The sequence below is a fragment of the Jannaschia pohangensis genome (assembly GCF_900113875.1).
Taxonomy (GTDB): domain Bacteria; phylum Pseudomonadota; class Alphaproteobacteria; order Rhodobacterales; family Rhodobacteraceae; genus Jannaschia; species Jannaschia pohangensis.
This window is the reverse complement of sequence record NZ_FORA01000001.1, coordinates 884,684-908,501: the sequence shown is the minus strand read 5'-3', so window position 1 is coordinate 908,501 and position 23,818 is coordinate 884,684. Positions and strand designations below refer to the sequence as shown.

At 67.1% G+C, this 23,818-nt stretch carries 20 protein-coding genes; 12 read left to right on the top strand and 8 right to left on the bottom strand.

Going from position 1 to position 23,818, the window contains the following annotated elements; all coding sequences use genetic code 11:
• The first annotated feature begins 1 nt into the window (after position 1).
• From BM002_RS04475 to BM002_RS04445, 7 genes are read left to right on the top strand one after another with little or no spacing between them, the layout of a single operon-like run.
• Positions 2–616, top strand: coding sequence for a LysE family transporter (locus BM002_RS04475; RefSeq protein WP_092777684.1), 615 nt, complete (start codon positions 2–4; stop codon positions 614–616).
• Positions 613–1,533, top strand: a complete 921-nt coding sequence (locus tag BM002_RS04470; protein WP_092777682.1) for a branched-chain amino acid ABC transporter permease — start codon at positions 613–615, stop codon at positions 1,531–1,533. The genes BM002_RS04475 and BM002_RS04470 overlap by 4 nt, the downstream gene beginning before the upstream one ends.
• The gene (locus tag BM002_RS04465; RefSeq protein ID WP_092777680.1) at positions 1,530–2,513 is read left to right on the top strand and encodes a branched-chain amino acid ABC transporter permease; all 984 of its coding nucleotides are present in this window, start codon (positions 1,530–1,532) and stop codon (positions 2,511–2,513) included. The genes BM002_RS04470 and BM002_RS04465 overlap by 4 nt, the downstream gene beginning before the upstream one ends.
• Positions 2,506–3,255 (top strand): ABC transporter ATP-binding protein, encoded by a 750-nt coding sequence (locus tag BM002_RS04460; protein ID WP_092778774.1) that lies wholly within the window; start codon positions 2,506–2,508, stop codon positions 3,253–3,255. The genes BM002_RS04465 and BM002_RS04460 overlap by 8 nt, the downstream gene beginning before the upstream one ends.
• Positions 3,252–3,938 carry an ABC transporter ATP-binding protein gene (locus BM002_RS04455; protein WP_092777678.1) on the top strand — a complete coding sequence of 229 codons (687 nt, stop codon included), beginning with the start codon at positions 3,252–3,254 and terminating at the stop codon, positions 3,936–3,938. The genes BM002_RS04460 and BM002_RS04455 overlap by 4 nt, the downstream gene beginning before the upstream one ends.
• Positions 3,939–3,995: 57 nt before the next feature.
• Positions 3,996–4,853, top strand: coding sequence for an MBL fold metallo-hydrolase (locus tag BM002_RS04450; RefSeq protein ID WP_092777676.1), 858 nt, complete (start codon positions 3,996–3,998; stop codon positions 4,851–4,853).
• Between the two features lie 13 nt (positions 4,854–4,866).
• Positions 4,867–5,940 carry a 3-carboxy-cis,cis-muconate cycloisomerase gene (locus tag BM002_RS04445; protein ID WP_092777674.1) on the top strand — a complete coding sequence of 358 codons (1,074 nt, stop codon included), beginning with the start codon at positions 4,867–4,869 and terminating at the stop codon, positions 5,938–5,940.
• On the opposite strand, the gene BM002_RS04440 is transcribed toward BM002_RS04445, so the two are convergent.
• The 6 genes from BM002_RS04440 to BM002_RS18970 all read right to left on the bottom strand — a co-directional run bounded on the left by BM002_RS04440 (position 5,934) and on the right by BM002_RS18970 (position 11,816).
• On the bottom strand, positions 5,934–7,133 hold the full coding sequence (locus BM002_RS04440; protein WP_245749118.1) for an acyl-CoA dehydrogenase family protein: 1,200 nt from the start codon (positions 7,131–7,133) through the stop codon (positions 5,934–5,936). The genes BM002_RS04445 and BM002_RS04440 overlap by 7 nt on opposite strands.
• Before the next feature lie 66 nt (positions 7,134–7,199).
• Entirely contained in the window at positions 7,200–7,745 is a 546-nt protein-coding gene (locus BM002_RS04435; RefSeq protein WP_092777670.1) for a hypothetical protein, read from the bottom strand.
• A gap of 75 nt (positions 7,746–7,820) precedes the next feature.
• On the bottom strand, positions 7,821–9,374 hold the full coding sequence (locus BM002_RS04430) for a phospholipase D family protein (protein WP_092777668.1): 1,554 nt from the start codon (positions 9,372–9,374) through the stop codon (positions 7,821–7,823).
• Positions 9,374–11,047 carry a sensor histidine kinase gene (locus BM002_RS04425; protein ID WP_175484797.1) on the bottom strand — a complete coding sequence of 558 codons (1,674 nt, stop codon included), beginning with the start codon at positions 11,045–11,047 and terminating at the stop codon, positions 9,374–9,376. Before BM002_RS04425 ends, BM002_RS04430 begins: the two co-directional genes overlap by 1 nt.
• 62 nt (positions 11,048–11,109) lie before the next feature.
• On the bottom strand, positions 11,110–11,667 hold the full coding sequence (locus BM002_RS04420) for an RNA polymerase sigma factor (protein WP_092777664.1): 558 nt from the start codon (positions 11,665–11,667) through the stop codon (positions 11,110–11,112).
• Positions 11,664–11,816, bottom strand: a complete 153-nt coding sequence (locus BM002_RS18970) for a NepR family anti-sigma factor (protein ID WP_139212248.1) — start codon at positions 11,814–11,816, stop codon at positions 11,664–11,666. The genes BM002_RS04420 and BM002_RS18970 overlap by 4 nt, the downstream gene beginning before the upstream one ends.
• Positions 11,817–11,958: 142 nt before the next feature.
• On the opposite strand from BM002_RS18970, the gene BM002_RS04415 reads away from it, so the two are divergent.
• A complete protein-coding gene (locus BM002_RS04415) occupies positions 11,959–12,771 on the top strand; it encodes a response regulator (RefSeq protein ID WP_092777662.1) in 813 nt (270 codons plus the stop codon).
• A 97-nt stretch (positions 12,772–12,868) separates the two neighbouring features.
• On the top strand, positions 12,869–13,597 hold the full coding sequence (locus BM002_RS04410) for a Crp/Fnr family transcriptional regulator (RefSeq protein ID WP_092777660.1): 729 nt from the start codon (positions 12,869–12,871) through the stop codon (positions 13,595–13,597).
• On the opposite strand, the gene BM002_RS04405 is transcribed toward BM002_RS04410, so the two are convergent.
• Together BM002_RS04405 and BM002_RS04400 are read right to left on the bottom strand one after the other, a co-directional pair.
• Entirely contained in the window at positions 13,594–14,844 is a 1,251-nt protein-coding gene (locus tag BM002_RS04405) for a sodium:solute symporter family transporter (protein WP_139212246.1), read from the bottom strand. The two genes, BM002_RS04410 and BM002_RS04405, sit on opposite strands and share 4 nt — an antisense overlap.
• 115 nt (positions 14,845–14,959) lie before the next feature.
• Entirely contained in the window at positions 14,960–18,472 is a 3,513-nt protein-coding gene (locus BM002_RS04400) for a hypothetical protein (RefSeq protein WP_139212244.1), read from the bottom strand.
• Between the two features lie 132 nt (positions 18,473–18,604).
• Here BM002_RS04400 and BM002_RS04395 point away from each other — a divergent pair, with 132 nt between their 5' ends.
• From BM002_RS04395 to BM002_RS04385, 3 genes are all read left to right on the top strand, one after another.
• On the top strand, positions 18,605–19,651 hold the full coding sequence (locus tag BM002_RS04395) for a hypothetical protein (RefSeq protein ID WP_092777654.1): 1,047 nt from the start codon (positions 18,605–18,607) through the stop codon (positions 19,649–19,651).
• An 80-nt stretch (positions 19,652–19,731) separates the two neighbouring features.
• A complete protein-coding gene (locus BM002_RS19425) occupies positions 19,732–21,927 on the top strand; it encodes a vWA domain-containing protein (protein ID WP_092777651.1) in 2,196 nt (731 codons plus the stop codon).
• Between the two features lie 15 nt (positions 21,928–21,942).
• The gene (locus BM002_RS04385; RefSeq protein WP_139212242.1) at positions 21,943–23,679 is read left to right on the top strand and encodes a hypothetical protein; all 1,737 of its coding nucleotides are present in this window, start codon (positions 21,943–21,945) and stop codon (positions 23,677–23,679) included.
• The last annotated feature ends 139 nt before the right edge of the window (positions 23,680–23,818 follow it).

The window sequence follows — 23,818 nt, the reverse complement described above, 5'->3', positions numbered from 1 at the left end:
CATGGACATTCTGACAAGCCTGCCGCTGATCCTTGGGACGGCGCTGATCGCCTCTGCCTCGCCGGGGCCTGCGACGCTGGCCATCGCGGCGACTTCCATGGCGCATGGGGCAGGGGCCGGCGTCCGGCTGGCGCTCGGCGTTCTGACCGGGTCGATGATTTGGTCGACGGCGGCTGCGGCGGGTCTCGCCGCGTTGATGCTGCGCCACGGGTGGGCAGTCGAGTTCATCCGCTACGCCGGGGCGGTCTATTTGTTTTGGCTGGCCTTCAAGTCGGCACGGGCGGTTTGGCGGGGCGGGCAAGGGGCGGGCCTGACGGTGGCCCGTCGCCCCTATCTGCGCGGCCTGGCACTGCATCTGACCAACCCCAAGGCGATCTTCTTCTTTGGCGCGCTTTATGCCGTCATCCTGACGCCGGGCCAGACCCCCGCCGCGCTGGCCCTTGTGGTGCTGGCAATCGCCGTGCAAAGCGCGATCGTCTTTCTGGGCTATGCGCTGCTCTTTTCGCGGGCCGGACCGATGGCCGTCTATGCCCGTAGCGCGCGCTGGATCAACGGGCTGTCCTCGGTCGTCTTCGCGGGTTTCGGGGTCAAGCTGCTGACGACCCGTCTGGGATGAGCGCCATCCTGATCATCGAGCAGATCCTGAACGGTCTGCAATTCGGCGTCATGCTGTTCCTGATGGCGGCGGGTCTGACGTTGATCTTCGGGGTCATGGGCCTGATCAATCTGGCGCATGGGTCGCTCTACATGATCGGGGCCTTCGCGGCGGCGGCGGTGGCGGGGCTGACCGGATCGTTCCTGCTGGCGCTTGTGGCGGCGATGGCGGCGGCGGCCGTCGCGGGGGTGCTGGTCGAAGTTGTGGTGATCCGGCGGCTCTATGCGACCGACCATCTGGATCAGGTGCTGGCCACCTTCGCGCTGATCCTGATCTTCTCGGAAGGGACGCGGTGGATGTTCGGGTCGTTCCCGCTGTTCCTCGACATTCCCGACTATCTGTCGGGGCCCGTGACGTTGCCCGGCGGCATCCAGTACCCGCTCTACCGGCTGGTCCTGATCGGAGCGGGGCTGGCGGTGGCGGCGGGGCTTGGCCTTTTGATCACCCGCACGCGGATCGGTATCCAGATCCGCGCAGGCGAGAATGACCGCGAGATGATTGCCGCACTCGGTGTCGACATATCAAGGCTTTACACGCTGATCTTCATGTTGGGCGCGGCGTTGGCGGGGCTGGCCGGTGCGCTTGTCGGCGCGATCCAGTCGGTGCAGGTCGGCATGGGCGAGCCTGTGCTGATCCTCGCCTTCGTCGTCATCGTCATCGGCGGCATCGGGTCGATCAAGGGCGCGTTGGTCGGCGCGCTTCTGGTGGGCCTGACCGACACCCTTGGCGGCATCTTCCTGCCGGAACTCTTCAAGCTGTTCACCGACCCCGCGACGGCGACCGCTGCGGGGGCGTCGCTTGCCTCCATGGCCATCTATATCCTGATGGGCGCGGTCCTGATCTGGCGGCCGACCGGCCTGTTCGGGGCGCGCGCATGATCCGCGAGGCCTATGTCAACATGGCCGTTCTGGCGCTGCTGCTGATCGTGCCGGTCTGGGCGCAGATGACGGGTGAGCCTTTCACCATCACCCTGGCCACCCGTGCGGTGATCTTCGCGCTGGCCGCCGTGGGGCTGAACGTCGCCCTTGGCCTCGGCGGAATGGTCAGCCTGGGGCACGCGGTCTTCTTCGGGATCGGCGGCTATGCCATGGGCATCCTTGCCTTTCACGCCCAGACCTTCACCCCGGTGATGACCTGGCCCGCAGACGTGCCGGGGACCAAATCCATGCCGATCATCTGGCTGGTGGCAATGCTGACCTCGGGCCTTGCCGCGCTGGCCATCGGCGCGCTGTCGCTGCGGACGGCAGGGGTCTATTTCATCATGATCACGCTCGCCTTCGGGCAGATGGCCTATTTCTTCACGATCAGCTGGCCCACGTATGGCGGTGAGGACGGGCTTTCGATCTATGTGCGCAACGGTTTTCCGGGGCTGAACACGCTGGCCCCGATGCCGTTCTTCGCGATCTGTTTCACCTTGCTCTGCCTTGTGCTTCTGTTCGTGGCGCTGCTGGCCCGGTCGCCCTTTGGCCTGGCGCTGAACGCCGCGCGCCAGTCGCCCGCGCGGGTGCAGACCGTCGGCCTCGATCCGCAGCGGCTGAAACTGGTGGCCTTCGTCATCTCGGGCGTGATCACGGGGCTGGCCGGCGCGCTCTTTGCCGACCTCAACCGCTTCGTCAGCCCCACGATGTTCAGCTGGCAGATGTCGGGCGAGATCATGGTCTTCGTCATTCTGGGCGGTGTCGCGCGCCTCTGCGGGCCAGTGGTCGGCGCGGTCGTCTTCGTCGCGCTGGAACATATCCTGGGCGACCTCAGCGACTATTGGCACATCTGGCTTGGCGCGCTTCTGCTGGTGATCGTTCTGTTTGCGCGCGGCGGGATCGTGGGCCTTCTGGCGGGGCGGGCGCGTGCGCATGACTGACGCGGTGCTGGCGACCCACGGGCTGTCGCGGTCCTTCGGCGCGCTTCGGGCGACGAACGAGGTGTCGATCGACCTGCGCCCTGGTGAAATCCACGCCATCATCGGGCCGAACGGGGCGGGCAAATCCACTCTCATCGCGCAGATCTGCGGCGGGCTGGCCCCCGATGCGGGCCGGGTGGAGTTCCTGGGCCGCGACGTGACCGGATGGGACGTGGCGGCGCGGGCGCGGGCGGGCCTTGCGCGCACGTTTCAGGTGTCGGCGCTGGCGACCGAGGACAGCGTCCTGCAGAACGTCCTTCTGGGCGCACTTGGCGCGGGGGGCAGCCCCTGGCGGTTCTTGCGCCCCGCCCTGTCCGACCGCGACCTGCGCGACCGGGCCGAAGCGGCGCTGACCCGCGTCGGCCTCCAGGATCAGGCGGCGTTGCGGGTATCGGAGCTCAGCCACGGGCAGCGCCGCCAGCTGGAGGTCGCGGTCGCTCTGACCCTGTCGCCCCGCGCCTTCGTCATGGACGAGCCGATGGCCGGGCTTGGCGCCGAGGGGTCGGCGCAACTCACGGCCTTCCTCGACGGGTTGCGGGCCGAAGCGCCGATCCTGCTGGTGGAACACGACATGGACGCGGTCTTTGCCCTGGCCGACCGGATCACTGTGCTGGTCTATGGCCGGATCATCGAGACGGGAACCGTCGACGAAATCCGCGCCAGCCCCGCCGTGCGCGACGCCTATCTGGGCGGTGCCGCATGAGCCTTCTGTCGCTGCACGCCCTTCGCGCGTTCTATGGCCCGGCCCAAGCCCTATTCGATGTGAGCCTCGATCTGGCCGAGGGCGAGGCGATGGCTCTGATGGGGCGCAACGGCATGGGCAAGACGACGACGGTCAAGGCGATCTGCCGGATGCTGCCCGCCAGCGGCGGGTTGCATTTCGCGGGCCACGACCTGACGCGGCTGCCCAGTCACCGGGCCGCCCGCCTCGGCATCGGGCTGGTCCCCGAGGGGCGGCGCTGTTTCGCGGGCCTGACCGTGCGCGAGAACCTGATCGCGGCCGCCCGCCCCGGCCCCTGGGACATGGGCCGGGTCACCGCGCTGTTCCCGCGTCTGGCCGAACGGGCGAGCCAGCGGGCCGCGACCCTGTCAGGGGGCGAGCAGCAGATGCTGGCCATCGGGCGCGCCCTGATGACCAATCCGCGCCTTCTGATCCTGGACGAGGCGACCGAGGGGCTGGCCCCGCTCATCCGTCAGGAAATCTGGGCGGCCATCGCCCGGCTCAAGGCAGAAAGCGGAATGGCCCTTCTGGTGATCGACAAATCGCCCGCCGAACTGGCGCAGGTCTGCGACAGGGCGACCATCCTGGAACGGGGTGCGACCGTCTGGTCCGGGTCCATGGCCGATCTGACACCGGACCTGAGCGCCCGGTGGATCGGCGTCTGACGGGGCATGACAGGGCGCCGATCGGCCCCTAGGGTCGGCGCAAAGGGGAGGGACGCGATGAGTGACGACTGGGTGGCCCTTCTGGGCGTCAAGGGCGGGCCCGCGATCCGGCCCGGATCGAACATGCCGACGTCCATCCTGGTGCGCATAGGCGGTCGGACGGTGCTGGTCGATGCGGGCCTGGGCGTGGCGCGCGGCGTCTGCGATCAAGGGGTGCCGCTGACCGGGATCGACCTGATCGTGGTGACGCATCTGCATTCCGATCACTATCTGGAGCTTGGGCCGCTCCTCCATACCGCCTGGACCGCAGGGCTGACCCGGCCCGTGCCGATCATCGGACCTGCGGGTTTGGACGACTACTGGCGGCATTTCCTCAGCTCCATGGCCTTCGACATCGACCTGCGCATCGCGGACGAGGGGCGGGTGCCGCTGGCCCCGCTGGCGCAGATCGCGACGCTGAACGACGGCGTTGTTTTCAACGAGGACGGTCTGAAGATCGAGGCGATCCGCAATCATCATCCGCCCATCGAGGACAGTTTTGCCCTGCGCCTGAGGGCGGGCGGCAAATGCCTTGTCCTGTCGGGCGATACCGCGCCCTTCGACGGGTGGGACGCGGCGGTGGCCGGGGCCGACCTTCTGGTGCATGAGGCGATGCTGACGGCGGGGGTCGACGCGGTCATCGCCGGGCTGGCCCACCCCGACCCGCGCCTGCGCGACCATATCCTGCGCGCCCATACCGACGCCGCCGACCTGGGGCACATGGCGACGCGGGCGGGGGTCAAGGCCCTGGCGCTCAACCATTTCGTGCCTGACGGGATGGCGCAATTCACCGAAAGCCACTGGACCGATGCCGTGCGACAGGGATGGTCCGGGCCGCTCACCATCGGGCGTGACGGCCAGCGGATTTCGTTTTGATGGGGGCTCCACGATGACCAACGCCTTCACCCGGAACGGGCTCTTTGGTGACCTTCTGGTCGATCCCGAACTGGCCGAAGTGTTCGACGCCGAACAGATCCTCGGCCACATGCTGGATTTCGAGGCCGCCTGGAGCAGGTCGCTGGCCGATCTGGGCGCGATCCCGGACGACATCGCGACACGCGCCATCGCCGTGATCGAGGCGGCCCGCCCGGATATCGCCGCCCTGGGTCTGGGCAGCGAGGCGGATGGCCTGCCGGTTCCGGCCCTCGTCGCGGCGTTGCGGGCGGGGCAACCGGCGGATGTGGCGCAGGCGATCCATTCGGGCGCGACAAGCCAGGACGTCATCGACAGCGCGCTGGCGCTGGCCGGTCTTGCGACGCTGGAGCGGTTGGAGGCACGGATCGAAGGCGTCGTGGCGATGCTCGACGATCTGACCGACCGCTTCGGTGACGCCCCGCTGATGGGTCGGACGCGGATGCAGGCGGCCCTGCCGATCACGGTGGGGCACCGTCTGGGAACCTGGGGCGCGGCCATGGCGGGGCATCTGGACCGGTTGTCCGCGCTGCGTGTCGAGGTGGGGCGGGTGCAGGTCGGCGGGCCGGTCGGCCTGCGCGATGTGCCGCCGGATCAGGGGGACGCCATGGCGGGGATGGTCGCCCGGCATCTGGGCCTGGCCGAGGGGCCGGTCTGGCACAACGACCGCAGCGGCGTGGTCAGCCTTGGCCATTGGCTGACGCTGGTCGCGGGCACCTGCGGCAAGATCGGGACAGACCTTGCCCTGATGGCACAGCAGGGCATCGGGGAGGTGACGCTGACGGGCGGCGGCGGCAGCTCGGCCATGCCGCACAAGGTGAACCCCGTTCTGGCCGAAGTCACCGTCGCGCTTGCCCGCCAGGTCGCCGCGCAGCAGGGCGCGCTGGCGCAGGCGGTGATTCACGAACAGGAGCGGTCGGGCGTGGCCTGGACGCTGGAATGGCTGATCCTGCCCGCCATGGCCGAGGCGACGGGCACGGCGCTGCGCCACACGGCGAGCCTGTTGCGGTCGATCGAGCGGATCGGGACGCCGGAGCCGCGCGGTCAGTAGGAGCGCGGCAGGCCCAGGACGTGTTCGGCCAGATAGGACAGGATCAGGTTGGTCGAGATCGGGGCGACCTGATAGAGCCGGGTCTCGCGGAACTTGCGCTCCACGTCGAAATCTTCGGCAAAGCCGAACCCGCCATGCGTCTGGATGCAGACATTCGCGGCCTCGTTCGACGCATCGGCGGCCAGCATCTTGGCCATGTTCGCCTCGGCCCCCGGGTTTTCGCCCGCCTCGTAGAGGCGCAGCGCCTCGCGCACCATCAATTCGGCGGCGCGCATGTTGGCATAGGCGCGGGCAATGGGGAATTGCACGCCCTGGTTCTGACCGATCTGGCGACCGAAGACCTGGCGCGTGCCCGCATAGTCGGTGGCCCGCTCGATGAACCACTTGGCGTCGCCCACGCATTCGGCGGCGATCAGGATGCGTTCGGCGTTCATGCCAGACAGGATGTAGCGGAACCCCTTGCCCTCCTCGCCGATCAGGTTGGCGGCAGGCACGCGCAGGTTGTCGAAGAAGACCTCGGTCGTGGCGTGGTTCATCATCGTGCGGATCGGCCGGATTGTCAGCCCGTTGCCCCGCGCCTCGCGCATGTCGACCAGCAGGACAGACAGGCCCTGCGTCGGTTTCAGGCCCGGGGTCGCGGGTGTCGTGCGCGCGAGCAGGATCATCAGGTCGGAATGTTCGGCCCGGCTGGTCCAGATCTTCTGGCCGTTGACCACATAGACGTCGCCGTCGCGCCGGGCAGTCGTGCGCAGGGCGCCCGTGTCGGTGCCGGAGGTGGGTTCGGTCACGCCGAACGCCTGAAGGCGCAAGCGGCCCGCCGCGATTTCGGGCAGGTAGCGGGTCTTCTGCGCGTCCGAGCCGTGCCTGAGGAGCGTGCCCATGGTGTACATCTGCGCGTGGCAGGCGCCGGCATTGCCGCCCGAGCGGTGAATCTCCTCGAGGATGGCGGCCCCGGCCGACAGGGGCAGGCCTGCGCCGCCGAAGTCTTCGGGGATGAGGGCGGCAAGCCACCCCGCCTCGGTCAGAGCGGCGACGAAGTCGGTGGGATAGGCCATCTCCCGGTCCAGCTTGCGCCAATAGGCCCCGGGGAAGCGTGTGCAGAGCCTGGCCACGGCGTCGCGGATGTCGCGGTGCGGGTCCATCCGGGCGTCAGACGGCGTGGCGCCGTGATCTGCGGCTGTCCTGTCTGCCATATCGTGCCCCCTGTTGCGCCGGACCTTGCTAGCCGCCAGCCTGCGGGGTTGCAAAGGCCGAAGCGCTCAACAGCGGGTGACGGGCAGGAAGATCGCGATCTCCTCCAGGTCGTTCAGGTCGCGGCGTTGCGCCACATGGCCCCCGTAAAGCGCCGCGATGCGCCCCATGCGGGGCAGGTCCGGCAGGATCTCGTCAGGTGCGGGGCGGCGCGTGACGGTCAACAGGACGCCAAGGGGCGTGGCAAAGGTCCGGACCGTTGCCAGCACCCGATCAGGGGTCAGATCGGCCAGCAGCGAGTCCAGATGCGCCCGCTCGATCGGCAGGCGATCGACGATGCTGGTCGGATCGATGACCAGGGTGGTTCCGACGGTTTTCAGCGTTGCCCGCAGCGAGGTGACCGGGTGGGGGGGCGTCCGCCGCAGATGGGTCTGCGACGACAGGTCGAGTAGCATCCGTTGAAACAGGTCAAGGCCAGGGGGCACAACCTGCCCCGCGATTTGCCGCGTCGCCACCGGAACCGGGCGACCAAAGCCGGTCATGAGGGCCCGCAGCAGGCGCAGCGGGGTCAGGACATCCTGACCGATACGATGAAGCGTCAAACCCAGAGCCATGTCCCACCTTTGCCATTGGCATGGGTCGGCTTTTGGCAAAAATGACTTAACGTTCCCCTAATCCGGGGCACATGATCAGACGATTTCCTCGGGGATGCCCGGCAGGTTGCGTCCGAAACGGCGGGCCGGTCCGGAACTGTAGGGCAAGAGATAGCCGTCGCGGTCTTCGGGCGCGCGGCGGGCATTCGACTTGGCCCGTTCGCGCCAGGCCCCGAGGACCGTGGCAGGGTCGGTGAATTCCGGCGCGACCTCGCCGCCCAACCAATGGGCAAAGCACCGGTCGCGCAAATGGGTGACATCGGCCGGATCATCAAGGGAAATCCCCGCTTCGGTGTCCCACTGCATGCTCCGCCCGTTCAGGTTGGCGGACGATACGATGGCCCGCCCATTCGATTGCCCTGGATCGATGATGGACACCTTGGCGTGCAGATAGATCAGCGGGGCGCCATAGGTGGTGGCGCGACCATCCGGCGGGGCGGAGCGGCGCTGTGCGGGGGCCCCGAGGAACACGCGCTGGCCGAAGGCTTGCTGAAGTTTCTTGACGCATTTGGCTTGCAGGTATTCGCCGTAGCGCGCGTCCCGGCCCTTGTTCTTGTCGAAGGCCACGTCGTCGGGCGCGGCCGGCAGGATGACGATCAAACCGAGGTCCGGATTGCGGTGCGCGGCCTTGACCAGTTGCCTGGTCAGTTGCGAGTCGCGCAGAAACTGCGTCTCGAGGTAGATGAGCTGCCTCGCGGCCGCGATGGCCTCGCGGTGGTCCCGGGCCAGTTCGGTCAGGGTCACGCGGGGCGACAGGTACAGCGCATCAAATCCGCGTTTGCGCGACAGGGTGCGCAGCAGATGGGGCAGGGGCGGGGGCGTGGATTTCCCCTCGACCGCCTTGAGAAAACTGTCGAGATGCGTCTCGGCCTCTTTGGCGACCGGGCTTTCGACAAGGACCTGGGCATCATGCCAGGTTTGCGCCGCAGGTTGCGAATGCTGGAGCGTATCGAAACGGCGTTCGTTCAGGTCGAGCCCGCCGATATAGAGATGCGTGCCGTCGGCCACGGCGAGTTTCTGGTGATGGGTGACGGGCGTCAGGCGGGGCATCTTCCAGGACCGCAACGACACCCCGTCCGGCGTGATGTCGAGGTAGGGGCGCACGCCGGGCATCTCGGCCAGGGCGCGGGCGCGGGCGGCGGGAGCCATGGCATTGAGCCGTGTCACGGTCTGGAGAAGGTATCCGCGCGCCTTGGGCCAGAGTGCAAGGCTCGGGATCCAGCCGACGCGTGCGGGATGCAAGGCCACTTGCGCGTCGAGCAGGTCCGGGCGCCCCGAGACCTCTGCCGCGGCGATGGCCATGCGCAGGCACCGCAGCGCGCGTTGATGGTAGTCGGGCCGCACGATGGCGTCGAAGTCGCTGATGATCAGGCGGATTTTCACGCCGCGCGCCAGCGTATGCGCCAGCAGATCGAACCAATCGGTCCCGATGGCGCGCCCTTCGGGCGAATGGAGCGAGGTGGCCGGGTCGAAGATGCGAAAGCCAAGGCTGATGCGGGATTTGGCGTTCAGGAAAAGACGTTCGAACGCGGGAAATGCCTCGGACGCGGTCAGCAGAACCTCTGCGCCGCTCTCGCGCTGGTCTTCCATCAGTAGGTTCCCGGAGCGGGCGCGAATTCCGAAGCCTGAAAGGTAAGCTCGATCACGAAGCGGTTTTCGGAGGTTGAGGTCCGCACCTTGCCGCCAAGCTGCGTGGCGAAGGCCTTGATCAAGGTTTTTCCGATGCCCGATCCACGGCCCTTCGGAGCGCTTTCGACGCGATCCGAGATGTCGGTGTTGGACATGCGGAAGTGGCAATCGCGATCCCCATCCTGCGACAGCGACAGCGAGAGTTCGCAGGGATCGCAATCCGCGGGCATGTGCTTGATGGCGTTCATCGCCGCTTCGGCGGCCAACAACGACAGGGGCACGGCCTGATCCGGGAACAGCCAGACATCCTCTATCTGGAGGTCAAGGTTGACGCGCCCGGCAATCGCGCTGCCTTCGGTCGACTTGGTGACGACCTCCTCCAGAAGGGGGCCGACATTCACCAGACCCTTTTCATTCGTCTGATAGAGATCGCGATGGATCGTCGCCATGCTCAGAACCCGGTCCTGCACGAGACGCAGGGCGTTGCGTGTCTCGGGGGTGTCGGCGGCGCGGCTCTGCAGGCTGATGATGGACGAGATCATCTGGAGGTTGTTCTTCACCCGGTGATGGATTTCCTTCACCAGAACGCTCTTTTCGCGGATCGCGTTTTCCTGCCGCGCTTCGTCCTGGATCAATGCTTCGGTCATCGACAGGAACGAGGCCTGAATCCTCTGTATTTCGGTCGGCGCGTCCTTGAACGGCTCGGTCGATGGCAGGCGACGGGCGGCGGCGAACATCCCCATCTGTTGGGCGAGGCGTTGCAGATGACGGGTGACCAGCCGGTGCGTCGCAAGCAGGGCCACGACAAGGCTGACAATCCACATGACCCCGGGCAGCAGGCTGGTCAGAAGGCGTCCGTCCCCGGATCCGGCGATCCCGCCATAGGGATCCCAGATCCCCAAGGCATAGACCAGGCCCGAGTCGATGGAACTGACCGTATAGATCCGCTCGCGCCCGTCGGCGTCGTCAAAGGTGATGGCCGAGGCGTTCAGTTCGACCAGGCTTCGCAGAGACACGCCTGCCGGAAGATTGGCGGTGGCATCGGCCAGACCATTGCGCGACGTCAGAATATCGCCCGCCCTGTTGAAGGTAATCAGGTCGACGAGGGCGGTGTCGGACGAGGGTTCGGTTTCGGCATCCAAGGTCGAATGGGGAATGGAAATCGATAGGTACCCCAGATGCTGACCCGTATCGGGCTCGAACACCGGGCGCGAGACAGCGATAACCGACGTTCCGCTGAGCGGCGCGTCTACGTTGACGGAAATGCGCGATTCCGGAACCGCCATCATCTCGTCGAAGTCCGGATAGTCCGAGAAATCGAAAGGCACATCAGCGGAGGAGCACGTCATGAGGCCGTCGCGGGGCAGAAAGCCCGCAAAACTGAACCTGTCCACCCGGTCGATGAACCCGCGCAAACGTTCGGAACATTCGACAGGGTCATCCATCAGGGAGACGACACTTTCGGCAAGTCCGTCAGCGGCCCCGATGGCGCGTCGGATCACCAGCCGTTCGCTGGTCGCCGCCTTTTCGGTCATCGCCAGCAACGCCAGTTCCGCGTTCAGCCGCGCCTGTTTGGCCACGGCGTTCGTTTGCAGCACCGCGACTACGCCAAGCGGCAGCAGCGCCACCGACATCATCGTCGCCAGTCGGAAGCGCAGCGATTTGTACCACGGGTCGGGAAGTTGGCCGGACGGGATCAGCGCAGAACTCCCCCGCCGCCCGCGACGACCGCCATCGTGGCGTTGTCCGTCATCTCGAGCGGGCTGTCGCCGTCGAGGTGCAGAAGCTCTGCCAATTTAGCACGACCGCGATTTGCCCGGCTCTTGATCGTGCCGACGGCGGCCCCGCACATCTCGGCGGCTTCCTCATAACTGAATCCGCTGGCCCCCACGAGGATGAGCGCCTCGCGTTGTTCATCGGGCAGGGTCACGAATGCCTTGTGGAAATCGGTCAGGTTCATGCGCCCGTCATGGTCGGGCTTGACCGACAGCGACGCCGTGAATGTGCCCTCGGGGTCCGACACTTCGCGGTTCAATTTGCGGCGGCTGGAATAATAGGTGTTGCGCAGGATCGTGAACAACCACGCCCGCATATTCGTGCCGACCTTGAACTTGTCCATGTTCGTCCAGGCCTTGACGACCGTGTCCTGAACCATGTCATCGGCTGTGGCGCCGTTGCGTGTCAGGCTGAGGGCGAAAGCGCGGAGCGCGGGGAGGTGTTCAAGCAACTCCTCGCGGGGATCGGCCGCGCTCATGAACTGGCTCCCTTGTCGGCATCCTGCGCCTTCAGGACGGCCAACAGATCCTTGAAGCGGTCGGGCAGTTCTTCGCGAACCAGATCGGAGTAGACCAGCTTGAGATTCTGGTCGATCATGGCAACGACATGCGGAGCGGGTCCGTCCATATCATCCTCTTCCGGCTCATCCTTGGATCGATTTTTCATGGTCTGAGTGGTCCTGCACACTAGTTTCTTTTGGACGTTGCGGAACCAACAACGGCATTGCGCGTTCGGTTCCGACAAAAATAGGGACAAGGGCAAAAAATACATGTCTGCACAAACAGCCTCACCGGACCTGTCGGATCAGATCGCACAGGACCTGCCATATCTGCGACGCTACGCACGCGCCCTCACGGGCAGCCAGGCATCCGGGGATCGTTACGCAATCGCCACCCTCGAGGCCATCTTGCAGGACCGAAGCCTGTTCGAGGGGGAGCTGAAGCCGCGCGTTGCGCTCTATCGGTGTTTCCACGCCATCTGGTCCAGCAGCGGCGCGACCATGTCCGAGGGTTCGGGCGACGGCAACCGCCGTGCGCAGGCCCTCCTTGCGGCGCTTCAGCCGAACACACGCGAAGCGCTCCTTCTGTCGACGGTCGAGGAGTTCGGGATCGAGGATATCTCCAACATCATGGACACGGATCGCGACGACGTCCGCCACTTGATCGCCACCGCCCGCAAGGACATGGAGTCCAATACCAGGGGCCGTGTCATGGTGATCGAGGATGAGCCGATCATCGCAGCCGACATCTCGGCCATCGTCGAGGATCTGGGCCACGACATCATTGGCGTTGCCCGCACCCGGACCGAAGCCGTCGAGATGGGGGCGAGCGAGCGCCCCGACCTCATTCTGGCCGACATTCAGCTGGCCGACAATTCGTCGGGTATCGATGCGGTGAATGACCTTCTGGCCTCCATGCCCGACATTCCCGTGATCTTCATCACGGCCTTCCCCGAGCGGTTATTGACGGGGGACCGGCCCGAGCCTGCTTTCCTGATTTCCAAGCCCTACCGCGAAGAGCAGGTTCAGTCGGCGGTCAGTCAGGCGATGTTCTTCGCCTCGACCGAGACACTGCGCGCCTGACGCGCCGGCATCGGCGTGAGTCTGGCCCCGCCGACCCGGCGGGGCCGCACACCGCCTTGCCATGCCCGCCGTTCCACCGAGACAGGAGAGCCGAGCCATGGCCACGAAATGCGAGAATTGCCCCCTTCGCCGACGCAAGGTCTTTGCCGAGACGACCGCCGAAGGGCTGGAATTCATGCAGAAATTCAAGGTCGGTGAGCTTGTGGTGGACGCGGGCACGACGATCCTGATGGAGGGGTCGAATTCCCCGCAGCTCTTCACTGCGCTGCATGGGATGGGGCTGCGCTACAAGACGCTCGACTCGGATGCCCGTCAGGTCATCAATTTCGTTTTTCCGGGCGATTTCCTCGGTCTGCAAGCCGGTGTGATGCGCGAGATGGGCCATTCGGTCGAGGCGGTGACCAAGATGACGCTCTGCGTTTTCGACCGGCGCGAAATCTGGACCCTGTTCAAGTCCTATCCCGAAATGGCCTTCGATCTGGTCTGGCTGACCTCCGCCGAAGAGCGGTTCCTGGGCGAGGCCTTGGCCACTGTCGGTCAGCGCACCGCGCTTGAATCGGTCGCTTGGGCGCTCTTGAAACTCTACCAGCGGGCCGATGCATTGAACCTGGCCGAGGATGACGGGATGCCGCTGCCGATCCGGCAACAGGACCTCGCCGATGCCCTGGGCTTGTCGCTGGTCCATACCAACAAGACGCTGGCCAAGATCCGCGATCTGCAACTGGCTTCCTGGTCCGATGGGTTGCTGACGATTGCGGACATGGAGGGTCTGGCCGCCCTTGCGGGGACGGACCTGAGCCCGGTGCGCACGCGTCCGCTGATCTAGCGGCGGCGCAGCATCGCATAGGTCAGCGCGGCGAATCCGAACCCGCCGATGGCCGCCACGTCGCGGCTGATGACGGTCAGCGCCATGGCAACGACCACCCCGCCGTTCATCGAAACGATTGCCGCCCGACCGCGCCCTGGCCGCAGGAACAAGGCTCCGAACACCGCGGGCAGAAAGACGGACAGCGAACTGAACGCCGCGATGACCGACGACAGCAGCGCGCCGAAGATCAGGCTGACGGCGATCACGGTCGCGAACAGCCCGGCAATCATCGCCCGCAACTGTCCGAGGCTTGGCCGGGCGGGGCCGGTGCCCACGACAAGCGGCATCACGAAAGTGTCGATGGACGACATGATCGCCGTGACGAACAGAAGATCTGCCAGCCAGGGGGCCGAAACAGGCATCAGGCCCCGGAACGTCTCGAACACATCCCCACCCGGCAGGGCATGTCCGATCCAGGCAATGGCCGCGAAGATCGCACCACAGACCGGCGTCGCGATCAGGAAGGCGCGCCGCGCGGTGGCGGTATCTTCGGCCAGGGTGATCCTCTGCCAGTTGTCGACCGCCAGCACCGCGCTGAACGGCACGAAGGCCCAGATCCCCACCAGAAGCGCCGGACCGTAAGGGCCAAGGTCCAGGAACGCGGGGCCGTCTGCGGGGGCGGCGGGCAGGTTGATCCAGATCAGCACCATCAGGGCCACGATGACCACGGCCTGCGCCACGTCCGTCTCGACCGCCGCGCGATAGCCGCCGATGGCCGTGTAGAGTGCGACGACGATGCCCGACCCGATCAGGGCGGGCCCCATGCCCAGACCCGTGGCCCCCTGAACCAGCAAGGCAAGCGCCGTCAGCTGGACCGAAGCCCGAAGCAGGAAGATCGCGGCCACCGGCACCCAGAGGGGCAGGGGCGAGGTCAGGCCGTGGCTCTGCGCCAGCAGCGACACGAGGCTGACCGTCCCGCCCGCGCGCGCCCGGATGCGCGGCACGAGCAGTGCGCAGATCACCAGCCCCGAGGTATAGGCCGCCGCGACCGACGCGCCGATCACCGGGCTGGCCCCGCCGAACAGGTAGAGCGCCACGAAAGACCCCACGCCGACATTGCCACAGACGACGCCCGCGACGGTCCGGCCAAGGGTATTGCGCCCGGCGTTTGTCAGCAGGGCGTCGACGTCACCCGCCCGCCCGGCCCGCGCCGAGATCACAACCGGCAGCAGCATCAACGCGCCAAGGCAGATGGCGAAAACCACAGCCGTTCCCTTCCGTTCCCGCCTCTGCAGTAGCCAGAGGGGACGGAAGGGGCAATCGCCCCGTTGGAAAATGCCGCCAGATGCGACACTTGGCCTGAAATTCAGGTCAGGCGCGTCAGGGCAGTTTGGCCTCGAACCGGGCGGTGATGTGGACGTTCCGGGTCTGCTCGCCCGGTCTGCGGCTAAAGCCCTCGGCCCGGAAGGGGCCCGACAGTTCGATCACCAGATGATCGCGGCGCAACTCGACCACGCGCACCCGGGTCGGACCCGAGGGCCGTGCCCCCAGAACGCGGTCCGGGCCGCCGAAATCCTCAAGAAAATAAGTCAGCAGACTTTCGGAAAAGTCCCCGACCCGCATTTCGTCGCCATCCGCTTTGGCCAGAAGCGGACCCGGCGCCGCGAACATCATCTGCGTGCCGAGATATTTTGCGGAGGTGCCCCCGGTCAGCAGATGACAGGCCGGACCGAAGGGCGTCTCGTTTTCCGTCATGATGAGGTCGAGGACAAAGGGCTGCTCGACCGTGGTCTGATAGTCGCCCGAAATCTTGAGCGTAATCTGACCGCTGACGCCGAAAATCTCCCATCCGGGCACGGCGGGCAGCCAGGCGGTCATGTTGCCCATGGTCACCCGACCGCCATCGGCGCCAATCCGACCTGTCGGCAACAAGGGTCCGCCGCCGCCAGCGTCTGTGACGAGGCCCGGGTCGAATCGCGCCGCGCCGCAGGTGCAATCGGCGCGGATCCGGACCTGTCCCTTCCACGCATTACGCCCGACACCGCGCGCGGAAATGGTGACGTAGTCGTCGCGCCGGGTGCTGGTCACCAACCCGGTGCCGTCGATGTCGATGCCCCGCGTGTCGGTGCGGAACACCAGATCGCGGGCCGGGACCGGATCGCCCGTGCGGGCATCGAAAGCATAGATCTGCATGCTGCCGCCCGGATTGACGCAGTTGCGCGACGGCACCAGCCACAGCTCTCCGGCCTGGATCACGAAGCTGGCGAACCGGTTTGGCGCGTCGCTTTCGGGCAGGAAATCACCCGTTGGCGCGGCCTGTGCGCGCAGCGGATAGTGGTCGATGTTGCGCGACGAATAGATCGCGGCACTCATGTTCCCATAGGTGACGTCGTGGCGGACGATGCCCGGCGTCTCGAACGTCCAGTCGAGCGTCGTGGCCGAGGAGGCCGCCCCCTCCAGCCCCGCCACCAGAACCGCGCCTTCGCCCGGCTGGATCGCACCGGGCGACTCCACCCGAACGGCGCGCAGCAGCGGCACGGTCAGGACCTGCCGGAAGACCGGCAGGGGTTTGCCGCTCCAACGATCGCCCTCGGCGCGCGGCTCCACGATCAAGACGGCGCGTCCCGATTTCAGGGGCCGCCAGAGGTTCTCCTCGACCCGCTCATAGACCAGGTTCGGGTCCTCCAGCCGCACCGTGGCCCATTCCGGGACCGGCAACTCGGTCCTGCAGGTCACCGGCGGGATGGTGCGCCAGTCGGCTTCGCCCTCGGTGCTCCTGTTGTAGGCCTCGCCGACCAGCGTGTTGTCGACCTCCCCAAGGATTGCCCCCGCCGTTCCGCGTGTCAGCGTTGCCGCCGCGTCGGCAAAGGCCGGATGGCGCGAGATGAGGTCGAAGACCATTTCCTGCGTCTCGGCCGCGGGTTTCCCGACGAGCCGCGAAAAGGCCCGGTTGCCGATCTGCTGGCGCGCGGCGGCCGTGACGGCATCGTCGGCGATGTCGCCGACCCGTCCGGCGGCGCCTTTCTGGCCCAGGGCCCCGGCGATGGCGATGGCCGCATCCAGCGCCGCCTTGCGCGAATCCCACCCCTTGGATTTGGACGTGATCTGCACCCGTTCGAGGTAGACCCGAAGGTTGGGCTCATCCTCGTGGATGACGGGGTTCCAGATATCCGCGTCCAGAGAGGGAAGGCTGCTCGGAAGCATGCCCTTGAGATAGTCGAGGTGGATCGAATAGGCGGCATAGGCAAGGCCCACAGCCGCCGAGGCGGTCTGGCGCGCCTTCTTGTTGTTGGAGACGCTCGCCACGAAAAGCTCTGCCGACGCGCTCGCCGCGACCGAGGACGCGGTCAGCAACCCCTTGCCCAGACCGGCCGTCCCGAATTCGGCGGCGAACTGCATCCGAATCCAGCGGTTCAGCTCTTCCGCGTCGACGGGACAGCTGCGTTCATAGGCCGCGGTGTCGAAAGTGGAGAATTCCGTCGTGCCCTGCGCCGGCAGGACCCGGAACGAAAACGGGTCATCGGGGTTCAGAAGCCAGCCGCCATCGACCGGCTGGCGGCTGCGCAGATCGGCCATCACGTCGCGCGTGCGCCAGGCCTGCGTGGCCCCATCGAGGCCTGTCCGGGTCAAGGCATGGGCCATCGCATCCAGCGCCCGGCGGCTGGCGGGGTCGGCCTCGGCATAGGCCGTCTCGAGGTCGCCGATCGTGGCCGCCATATCCGTCTGATACGCGTCCGAAAACACGGGCCCCGTCTCAAGCACCCCCGACAGGGCGTTGGTCGTCAGGACAAGCTCCGCCATCCCCGCCAGAAGTGCGGCATGGGCCCCGGCGGGCGCCTCGGGCGGGGTCAGTTCGATGACGCGCAAAGCGCAGCGCCGGGTGATATCGCGCGCCCCGTCCGCGAACATCAGCACAAGGCCCGCCGGTCCGCCGCCATCGCTTCCGACTTCGGGGGCCATCGGCAGGAAGATCCGGGCCGAGGTGGCCGAGACGCGCTCGACCGGGACGTCCTGCATCATCGTATCGGTCACCATCCAGACGGTCAGTGCCCCGTCGCCGTGCAGATCCTCCGGCAGGTCGAACTCCGTGTAGTTCAACGCGGGCATCCGGGTCGGAAGGCTGCCGCCGTCGCAGGTCATCGGGTCGCCGATCAGCCGAGCTGGCGGCGTTGCGGGCGTGCTGCGCGGTTCGGGCAACATGGCGCGTTGGTCGGGCGACAGCCGGTTGCGCAGTTCCGTCAGAAGGGCGGGCTGCGTCTCGCGGGTGACGCGCGGGTGCATGATCACGGCGATCACAGCGGCGTCGAGGCCCTTTTGCCCCGGCGCGATCCCGTTCGGCAGGATGTCGTCCAGCGTGACATCGCCGGTGGTCCCCGTGTCGGTCGGGGCCAGCGCCGGGCCGGACAGGTCAAGCTCTGGGCTTTGACCCCGGCTGGCCAGCACAGACGCGCGGGTCACGGCTTCGGCGTCACTGCGGACCTGGGCGGCAATCCCCTCGGGCGGCAGAAACGCGCCTTCGGTCAGGGCAATGGCGCGGGCAAGGCGAAGGGGCGTGACCTCCGCCCGTTCGGCCAGCCCCGCGCAACCGGTCGGGTCGCGGGCATCGGTCCAGGCGTCACAGAACGTGGCCAGTGCCATCTTGGGATCGTCGAGGGCGCAGGCCGCCAACGCCCCGGACTCGCAGGCACGCTCCTCGGGGGCGATGTCCGACAACGGCTCGACCTCCTGCGGTTGCGATAGGGCGGCGTCCCGGCCCGCCGCGATCTGTGCCGCGATCTCGGCCCGCGCGGCGAGCTCGGGGTCGGCGGTCACGTCGGGGAAGAACTGGCCCCGCGCGACCCCCGGCATCGTCAGCGTCGCGGCGGCAAGGCAAAGGGACAGGGCAAGGTGCATGATGGCTCCGGGACAGGCGGTTCCCGAGCCTTGCATCGGCGCGCGGCGAGGCGTGTCCCCCAAATGGGTGACCCGGTGGTGCGCCTGCGCGGGCTAGCGTAATGCAACGCCCTTCAATCCCGGACCCGTTCCATGCGCCTTGCCCTTGCCTGTCTGACCCTGCTGTCCGCCGCTCCCGCATTGGCGCAGGACGAACCCTTCGCCGCCGACACCGGCTATTTCCACGACAAGTTGCTGCCCCCCGATCTGGCCTGCCCGACCTCGGGCTGGTTTCTGGCGGGCGACGGTCAGTTCCTGAGCCGGGACATGGGCCTTTCCGGGGTCACCACGACCGGCGGATACCTCTGCGATTGGGCGAGTGCGGATCACGCGATGTGCCGGATCGGCACCGTTGAGGACGGGGGGCTGGCCGTGCCCGCGACCGACGGCAAGCGCGACATCAAGCGGCTGACTTTCCTTCCCGACGGAGAGCTGGCGCTGACCCGCGAAGATGGGGGCGGGCGGCCCACGTTGCTGCGCCGCTGCCCCGCGACGTTCGAGGTGATGATGCCGGGCGCCACGCCCGAAGCCTTCGCCGCCACTCCGCCGCCGGTGCGGCAGGCCGATCCGCAGGAAGGCCCCTGGAGCGATGTCACGCAGGAGGCGCTTCCCGTAACCGGCGTCTATGCGATCTTCCCGCGCACCGCGCAAAGCCGCCAGATGCTTGAGATGTTCTCCAACCTTCCGCCCGAAGCGCTGGCCATGGCGGCGGCCGAAGACGGGCTCGACCCTGACGAAGTGACGCCGGAAACGATCGTGGGCCTTGTGGAGACCGAGACCTGCCGCCGCTCTCCCTATGTGGTCACCGAAAGCGGGCAACTGCTGGAGCTGCGGCTGAATGACGATGCAACGGAGGCACGGATCAACACGGTCAGCAGTTGCACGCTCGACGGGGATCGTCTGACCTGTACCCGCGCCGACAAGAGCGGGCAGGGGTTCATCCCCGGTACCCGGAACCAGACCAGCTGGCTGTGGGATCTGCCCGAGACGGGCGGCCCGATCCTGTGCAACCCCGACCTTGGCCGCGACCATCCCAACAGTTGTTCGCAATTGATCGCCTGCCCTGCCGAGGTGCTGGCCGTTCCGGTCCGGGACGGCGGCGATGTGGGAGGCCTGACAACCTGGTGGCCGGGAAATTGACCCGGGTCACCCATCCGGGTGACGGGCGCGCGCCGCGCCCCTGCCAGACCATCCCCTGATTTCAAGAAACGAGATTTGCCATGCTTCGCCACCTGTCCGCCGCCTGCCTTGCCCTTGCGACCCTGGTCGCGCCCGCCCAAGCGGCGGATGACCTGATGATCGTCTTCGACGGCTCCGGGTCGATGTGGGGTCAGATCGAGGGGCGCACGAAGATCGAGATCGCGCGCGAAACCCTTAGCTCCGTCCTGTCCGAGGCCGCGCCCGAGCAATCCATCGGCTTCATGGCCTACGGTCACCGCGAGCGGGGCAATTGCGGCGACATCGAAACCATCGTGCCATCGGGTCCCGCCACACAGACCGTGCCCGCCATCCTGTCGGCGGCGGCGGGGGTGACGCCGCGCGGCAAGACGCCGCTGACCGATGCCGTCCGCATGGCCGCCGAGGGGCTGCGCTACACCGAAGAGGCGGCGACAGTCGTCCTGCTGACCGACGGGGTGGAAACCTGCGAGGCCGACCCCTGCGCCCTGGGCGCCGAGTTGGAGACGGCGGGCATCGACTTTACCGCCCATGTCGTCGGTTTCGACCTTGCGGCGGAAGACGAAGTCGCCCTGCGCTGCCTGGCCGAGGGGACGGGCGGTCTCTATCTGTCGGCGGCCAATGCGGGCCAGTTGCGGGACGCCCTGAACCAGGTGGTCAACGTGGCACCTCCGCCCCCGGCCCCCGCGCCGCAACCCGTCTCGACCGAACGCGACGTGACGCTGATCCTGCGGGATGTGGAGGGCGGGCCAGTGCTGAACGCCCGCGACATTGCCGTCACCTCGGTGGATGCGGAGCGCTTCGATCTGGCCCAGAACTATGGACGCGAGATTTCCCTGACCGGGCGTTTTCCGCCCGGGGTCCATGCGCTGGAGCTTCGCCGAAACTCGCAGCAGGACTATCCGATCCGCATGACCTTCGAGGTGCCCGACGGGCCCGGGCCGCATGTGATCGAACGTGTTCTGGCCGGGCGGCTGGCTATCGACGTTATGGTGAACGCGTCCCAACCCTACGACTATGCCGCCAGACCGCCATCCTCCGTCAGACCGACGGCCTCGGTCTATATCGACATCTTCCCTGTCGCGAACGGCGTCGCGGACGAAAGCGCGCCCTTCCTCAAGACGCCCGCCGCCGTCGACACGGCCATCCCGCCTGGTCGCTATCTGCTGCGCGGCACGATCGACCGCACGACGACGGTCGAGCAGGAGGTGGAGGTTCTGGCGGGGACGCCGACGCGTGTGACACTCGATTTCGACGCGACGCAGGTCTTCCTCCAGGCGCTCTCGCCCGAGGGGCAGCCGGTCGACCGCCCCTCGGTCTTTGTCTACGACGGTGAACCCCGGGGCCGGACCTATTGGCGGCGCGGAACCGGCGTCGGGGCCGAGCCGCGGCCCTTCTACCTTCCGACCGGCATCTGGGGCGTCAATCTGGGCCGGGAGGGCGGCGGTGCCACGCGCAGCGCCATCGTCGTGACGGTGCCGGGCGATCACCAGCCGATCCGCCGGGTCGTACCCGCTGCCACCACGGACGATTTCGCCCCGCTGACCGATCCCGCGCGGCAGGGTTGCCTCGCGATGGTCGGGGCGGGCCACACCGGTTGCCTGGCCGAGGCGCGCCGCACGCTGGCCTCGGTCGACCAGCCGACCTTGCCCGGCGCGGGGCCCGCTGCCTCGGATTTCGCGGCGTCGGGCGGCGGGTCGGGCACCGGCCTTGCCCCCTCGGCCGACGACTTCGCCCCCGCCGCAGGCGCGGTCCCGTCGACGGGCGGCAATCGGGAGTCGGGGGTGATCCCCGTCGGCCTCTTCGCGATCTTCCCCGAGCCGCAGGTCCCCGTCGCACGATCCCAGTTGGGCGAAGACATCTGCCGCACGCAACCGACCGCCATGTTCCCGGACGGCTTGATGGTGATGCGGCGCGCGTCGCCCGTCGACGAAAGCTGGACCACCACGGGCCATGGCAATTGCCGCGCGGGCGACAACGACACCACCATCTGCGAAATGGCCACGGGCTATCCCGACGCGCCGACCGATCCGCGCGAAACCCGCCTGATGACCTTCGATGCGGCGGGCGGCGATGATGTGCTGATGTGCGACGGCGCGGGACAGAATTGCCTTCTGTTCTATGCCTGCGTGCGGCCCGGTGCGGGTCTGCGGCCCATCGAGACCCGCAAGATGATCCAGCGGAGCATCGCGGGCCCGAACTTTTCCTATGCCGATGACGGCACCCTGACCTCTGACTGACGAAAGGACGCGATGATGTTGCGATCCATATTCTCCTTCCTTGCTGGTCTGATCCTGTTGTCGGGAGTCGCCACGGCGCAGGATTGGTCCGGCAACTGGGACAGCTCTTTCGGCCAGCTTCGTCTGGTGCAGGACGGCGGGCGTGTCTGGGGCGACTATGCCGACCGCGGCGTGATCGAGGCGCGCGTCTCGGCAGACAACAGCCGGGTCCGGGGTGTCTTTGTCTATACCGACGGTCGGTGGGGTCTTCTCGAATTCCGCCACGATGGCGACCGCAAGTTCGACGGCAATTGGAGTTGGGGGGTCGAGATCTTTGACCCCTCGCGCAGATGGGCCGCCACCCGCGACACCGAAACCCCCGATGGGCTGCGTTTTGCCAACGGCGCCGAGGGCTGGCCCACGCAAGCGACGGGGTCCGAACAGGCCATGATCCGCCAGTTCGCCTTCTTCGAGGCGGAGGGCGGGATCCTGCCGGAAATCAACTGGGAGCCGAACCCCTTTGCCGACCCCGAGCCGTCCGAATTGGGGTTCTGGTACGGCAGCTATGAGCTGACCGGCCTTGATGGTTTCGCGTCGATCACGCTCGATATCGATCACCTTGATGGCGGCACCACGGGTCTCGTGAACATGCAGATGCAGGTTCTCGGATTGTCGGAGTGTCCCGAGGTCATGCATGTCGATCTTTGCGCGGAAATCCTGACCTATGCGGGGCAGGGCACGGTCATCCTGGAGGTCGAGGGCGTTCTCTTCGAAACCTCGACCGGAGAGGAAGGTTTCGTCGCCTTCCGCCTTCCCAACAGCCAGGACACGCATATCCTGCGCATGGGCTTCGGCGGCGGGAAGGATGCCTATTTCGCCGGGTTGGTCCACCCGCGTCGGGGCGTCGATTATCAGGGCTACCTCACCCGCTCGCCCCATGTCTGTGACGTCGCCGCCTGCCAGGGCGGGCGCTTCGGCCCCCTCATCGCCAGCCCCGAGGAATGGCGCGGCGTGTTCGACCGGGCAGGCTTCCTCGACCCCTACAACCCCGACCTCGACAACCGCGACGTGGCACGGCGCAGGCCCGGCGCCGCGCCGGAAGCGGCCCCGATGCGGAACGGCGACAGCTGGCTTGCGGAAACCTGGGCTATCCACGACGAGACGAGCTATCCCGTCGGCGTCATCGAATTTGCGCGCGACGCCAGCGGGAAACTGACTGCGACGGGCGAAATGGACACCGGGGCTTTCACGAGTGCCGTGGCCGAAACCTTCTACATGGTCCGCGCCGAGACACAGGCGACGCTCGAAATTGCGGTGACGCTGTTCGCCGATGGCTCCTCTGAACAGGCCCTCGGGCGGATGGTCGTCGCCAACCCGGGCACGGCGGCCGAAAACCCGACGGGGACACTGTCCCTGGCCGGTGACATCATCGACGTGACACTCGTGCCTGTCGGCGACGGCGACTGGCGCGCGGGGGATGTGCCGGCCTTCGGCGTCTACGGCACGACCTTCGCACTGCACAATATCCCGGCGGGCAGCGATCTGGTCCTGCGCTCCGCGCCCGAGGTGGCGGCCCCCGCCACGGGTCAGATCGACCGTCTGGCGCGGGGTCTGCTGATCAACAATTGCCAGCCCGACGTCGACAACATCGGGTTCGAGACCGGCGACGTTTCCGTAAAGCTCTCCATCTTGGCCGCGACCTGGTGTCAGATCGACGCGGGCGCGGCGGGCACCGGATGGGTGAAGGGGGTATTTCTCTATCCCGAGGGTTGATCCCCCCAGTTGGGGGGATGCCGCGTCCGGCACGGCACCCATTCCATTCACTTCGGCGTAATTCATTGACTTCAGGGCTTTTCATCCCCGGGTCACCGTTGCAATCTGTCCTCCGCCCATTGCCCATGGGCGGGACGGG